4 protein-coding genes, 1 rRNA gene and 1 pseudogene are annotated in these 2864 nt (G+C 54.5%); 4 read left to right on the top strand and 2 right to left on the bottom strand.

What is annotated here, in order from left to right; genetic code table 11:
- Positions 1–65: 65 nt before the first annotated feature.
- Positions 66–182, bottom strand: a pseudogene (locus CWI66_RS17305) (flagellar basal body rod protein FlgB); the annotation flags it as partial.
- A 211-nt stretch (positions 183–393) separates the two neighbouring features.
- Between CWI66_RS17305 and flgA the strand changes: the two are divergent.
- From flgA to CWI66_RS17285, 4 genes are all read left to right on the top strand, one after another.
- Positions 394–1107, top strand: coding sequence for a flagellar basal body P-ring formation chaperone FlgA (gene flgA, locus CWI66_RS17300; protein ID WP_100732362.1), 714 nt, complete (start codon positions 394–396; stop codon positions 1105–1107).
- 84 nt (positions 1108–1191) lie between these two features.
- Entirely contained in the window at positions 1192–1458 is a 267-nt protein-coding gene (gene flgM / locus CWI66_RS17295) for a flagellar biosynthesis anti-sigma factor FlgM (RefSeq protein ID WP_016915680.1), read from the top strand.
- Positions 1459–1466: 8 nt separating this feature from the next.
- Entirely contained in the window at positions 1467–1916 is a 450-nt protein-coding gene (locus tag CWI66_RS17290; RefSeq protein WP_081139122.1) for a flagella synthesis protein FlgN, read from the top strand.
- Between the two features lie 67 nt (positions 1917–1983).
- The gene (locus CWI66_RS17285) at positions 1984–2580 is read left to right on the top strand and encodes an SDR family NAD(P)-dependent oxidoreductase (protein ID WP_232710999.1); all 597 of its coding nucleotides are present in this window, start codon (positions 1984–1986) and stop codon (positions 2578–2580) included.
- Between the two features lie 60 nt (positions 2581–2640).
- Here the strand turns inward: CWI66_RS17285 and rrf are convergent.
- Positions 2641–2756 (bottom strand): 5S ribosomal RNA (rrf, locus tag CWI66_RS17280).
- Positions 2757–2864 lie beyond the last annotated feature (108 nt).

The raw sequence follows: 2864 nt of genomic DNA, 5'->3' as shown, positions 1-2864 counted from the left end.
CGAGGCATAGATCACCGAAAAATGCTGATATTCTAAATCAGCCCGATCTCCATCAGCAATTGTTAACGCACCCTAGGCGTGTCCGCATTGGCAATGTTGGCAGCCAACACCTGGTGACGCGCCTGGCGCAAGCCAAGCGCCTGCTGGTGAAAATCAAAGGCTGATCCAAGCTGATCAATCATGCCGACCCTCGCTCGCCGTGAGGCCAAAATAAATCGAAAATTCTTGATCATGGATAATAGAGGCGAGGCTTTCATCTCTTAAAGCATGGAACAGGTAGCGTTTCTGCCAGCATTTCCCATGATACGGTGGCTACTTTTGCATTACACTGCCCAATCTACGCAGTCTCAGGCCTGTGTAGACTCTGAGTTTTCACACTGAGCGGCCCCTTCCATGCTTCATGCGTTGTCTCTCGTCACGGCCAGTCATACGCGCACCCTCTTCTCGCTCCTGGCGCTAGCCATTCTGGCTCTTCCCTATGCGGTGCAGGCGAACGACATGACGCTGGAAGAGAGCGTGCATCTATTTCTTTATCAGCAGGCGCAAACATTAGGGCAGGAAGCGGTCATCACCGTCACTCCCTCATCACCACATCTGCCTACCTGCGTGCAGCCTGAGCCTTTTTTACCCAACACGACCCAGCCCCCGGTCGGTAGAGTATCAGTGGGGGTAAGATGCGGTACCGATGGCCGCCAGGTGCGGTACATACAGGCACAGGTCGACGTCGTGGGTAACTACGTGGTCGCCACGCGTGATATCGAGCGTGGGACGCTCATTACCTCCGACATGCTGGGCCTACGGGATGGCAATTTGAGCAGCCTTGCGCCACAAACGCTGACCGATCAAGCAGACATTATTGGCAAGGTGGCTCAACGCCCGATTCGCAGCGGCGGTTCCTTTCAAGCACACTTTCTACAGGCACCTCACTTGGTGGAACGGGGGCAGCGTGTCACGGTCATAGCACAAGGCACTGGCTTTCGGGTTTCCCGTGAAGGAGAAGCCATGGCCAATGGCGCACTGGGCGATATTATTCGAGTACGCTTTGGGACACGCGAAATCGCCATGGCACGTGTCACTGGCCAGGGTGTTTTAGTGGTCGATTTTTGATTCAGCGCCTAAAGTCTTTAGTGCCCAAGCCGATAGTAACCATATAGCACGAGATGCCCAGACGTTGACGATGAGGCCCCCAACGTGAAAATCGACAACCTTAATCCGCTGGTACGCACCAACCAGGCGCAGCAGCGTGAAGATGCTCAAAAAGTTACCGGCCCCAAAACGCCGGATACGGGCAACACGACCCGTGAATCCACACAGCTGAGCCAGTTCAGCGCGGATGGCAGCCAGGACCTTGATATGGCCAAGGTGCAGGAAATCCGCGATGCCATTCGTGAAGGGCGTATGGAAATCCGTGCCGACCGCATTGCTGATGGCCTAATTGCCAACCTGAAAGAGCTATAATCCTTATCATGAGCCTATCTCGCCTTCTCGACAGCCAGCTGCAGCGACTCGATGAACTCATTGAGCTGCTTACACACGAGCAAGAAGAGCTGACCAAGGGAAGCATCGATGGCGATACACTGTCAGACATCGCCCTCAAGAAACAAGCACTTCTGGGTGAGCTGGAGCGCGTCGAAGTGCTTAGGCGCGGCGTACAGGCAAAGCTTGGCTATTCAAATGGCGCTTCTGGCGCTCGCCAGGCAGCCAATGATGCCGACTGCCTACCCGTTTGGGAACGCTTGCTGGAAAAGGGCGAGCGCGTGGCTCGCATGAACGCCCTGACGGGGCAAATGCTGTCAGTGCGCATGAAACACAACCAGCAAATGCTGGATTACATTCGTCAGATTGCCGAAAAAACGCTTTATAAACCGGATGGGCGAAATAGCGCTCAACCTGGACGCATTAACACTTCTGCCTGAAACACACCTAAACAACTCTTATACAAGGCACTTCAATTAGGCAACCTTGCCTAACTCTGGAGTCGTCATGCTACCTCATCTTCCCCAACAGTTTAACGCGGTGATCACGGGAGCCAACGGCGGCATCGGTAGCGCCATCTTGCAGCGTTTACTCTCCTCCTCTCAGCCAGGCCACATCATCGCCGTCAGCCGCTCTCCGCTAAGGATGCAGCATGACAAAATCACCTCAGTCGTGGCGGACCTGACGACCAGCAGCGGCCGGCGCACCTTGTCAGAGACCGTCGGAGAGCAGCCACTTCACCTGCTGATCAACACCATTGGCATGCTCCACGACTTAGATCTGCATATCCAGCCCGAAAAACGCCTCGAGCAACTCAGTGAAGAAGCGTTCATGCGCGTCATGCAGATCAACGCGATGACGCCCGCCATGCTGCTTGCGGCACTCAAGCCTTCCCTGCAAGGGAAACATCCCAGCATTATCGCCAGTCTTTCAGCCCGTGTCGGGTCTATTACGGATAACGGCTACGGTGGCTGGTATAGCTATCGAGCCAGCAAGGCGGCCCATAACATGCTGATGAAAACGGCCGCCATAGAGATTGGCCGTCTCAACAAACAAGCCATCGTGCTATGTCTTCACCCGGGCACGAATATCAAGGTTTTGTAATATCAGCTCACAGCAAAAAGCCCCGAACACAGAGTGCTCGGGGCTTTTTGCTTAATAAGTGCCTGACGATGACCTACTCTCACATGGGGAGACCCCACACTACCATCGGCGCTAAGCGGTTTCACTTCTGAGTTCGGCATGGGATCAGGTGGTTCACGCGTGCTATGGTCGTCAGGCGTAACAGGTAATGTATATCATGCTGAGGTGTTTTTGACGTGTATTGTGTGCGTCTCTTGTCAGCAAGCACTTGGGCTCACTGCGGCGTATCCGGTGTGTCGAGTGCG

It is taken from the genome of Halomonas sp. 141 (genome assembly GCF_002810305.1).
GTDB lineage: Bacteria > Pseudomonadota > Gammaproteobacteria > Pseudomonadales > Halomonadaceae > Vreelandella > Vreelandella stevensii.
This window is presented reverse-complemented; position numbering and strand designations above follow the sequence as displayed.

Bases quoted from the DNA above. Each gene is read 5' to 3' on its own strand.
- CWI66_RS17285 (WP_232710999.1), top strand. From the start codon at position 1,984: ATGCTACCTCATCTTCCCCAACAGTTTAACGCGGTGATCACGGGAGCC.
- flgA (WP_100732362.1), top strand. From the start codon at position 394: ATGCTTCATGCGTTGTCTCTCGTCACGGCCAGTCATACGCGCACCCTC.
- CWI66_RS17290 (WP_081139122.1), top strand. From the start codon at position 1,467: ATGAGCCTATCTCGCCTTCTCGACAGCCAGCTGCAGCGACTCGATGAA.